The sequence below is a fragment of the Streptomyces rugosispiralis genome (assembly GCF_024505145.1).
Taxonomy (GTDB): domain Bacteria; phylum Actinomycetota; class Actinomycetes; order Streptomycetales; family Streptomycetaceae; genus Streptomyces; species Streptomyces rugosispiralis.
The window spans coordinates 1-1,095 of the sequence record NZ_JANIAA010000170.1; the positions used below are offsets into that span (position 1 = coordinate 1).

The 1,095-nt window shown below is 72.3% G+C and carries 1 protein-coding gene and 1 pseudogene; both read right to left on the reverse strand.

Annotated features, from left to right (window positions below; translation table 11 throughout):
- Window positions 1–229 (reverse strand): annotated as a pseudogene (locus tag NP777_RS46885) (TIGR03943 family putative permease subunit); the annotation flags it as partial.
- On the reverse strand, window positions 217–1,095 hold an 879-nt coding region (locus NP777_RS46890), incomplete at its 5' end, for a permease (RefSeq protein ID WP_256656322.1). The gene NP777_RS46890 and the pseudogene NP777_RS46885, both read right to left, overlap by 13 nt.

Here is a 1,095-nt window from a genome sequence, read left to right on the forward strand (position 1 = left end):
CGTCGTGGCCCTGGTCCTCGTCCGTACGGGGGCGGTTGAACGGGAAGCCGTCGCGGGCCGCGCTCACCGCGCCGAGCACGATCAGCAGCACCCCGGAGGCGATGAGCGCGGGCCGCAGCCCCGGGCGCACATAGCGCAGATACAGATCGGTCAGCAGCGAGATGTGCAGCAGACCGACCCCGAGGAAGAGGAGCAGCAGCACCTGGACGTTGCGCTTCACAGCAGCCACCACCCCACCAGCGCGCTGCTCAGCACCGCCACGACCCAGGTGGCCGACGAGAAGCGCACCGCGAAGGCGCGTCCGAAGGTGCCGGACTGCAGGGCGATGAGCTTGAGGTCCACCATCGGGCCGACCACCATGAAGGCGAGCCGGGCGGTGGGCGAGAACCCGGTGAGCGAGGCGGCGACGAACGCGTCGGCCTCCGAGCAGACCGCGAGGACCACCGCGAGCAGCCCCAGCATGGGCAGCGAGAGCCACGGGGAGTCGGAGAAGAGCCGCAGCACGGAGTGCGGCACCGCCACGTTGAAGGTGGCCGCGGCCGCCGCGCCGACCACGAGGAAGCCCCCGGCGTGCAGGAAGTCATGCTGGAGCGAGAGCCGGAACTCCTCCGCGCGGCTCGCGCCGGGCGTGTGCCCGGCCGGTCCCTTCGGCAGCCGTAGCCACTCCTCGCGGCCCGCCCGGATCCACAGCCAGCCCATGGCGACGGAGGTCAGCAGCGAGGCGATCAGACGGGCGGCCACCATCCAGGGGTTTCCGGGGAAGGCCACATAGGTCGCGACCAGCACGATCGGGTTGATGGCCGGGGCCGACAGCAGAAAGGCCAGCGCCGCCGCCGGGGCCACCCCGCGCCGCATCAGACTGCCCGCCACCGGCACCGAGGCGCATTCGCACCCCGGCAGCACCACCCCCGCGGCACCGGCCACGGGTACGGCGAGCGCCGGATTGCGCGGAAGCACCCGGGTGAACACCCACGCCGGTACGAACGCGCTGATGATGGCCGACACCACCGTGCCCAGCAGCAGAAACGGCACGCCCTGGATGACGATCGCGGTGAACACCGTGCGCCACGCCGCCACCGCACGGTCGTCGAGCGC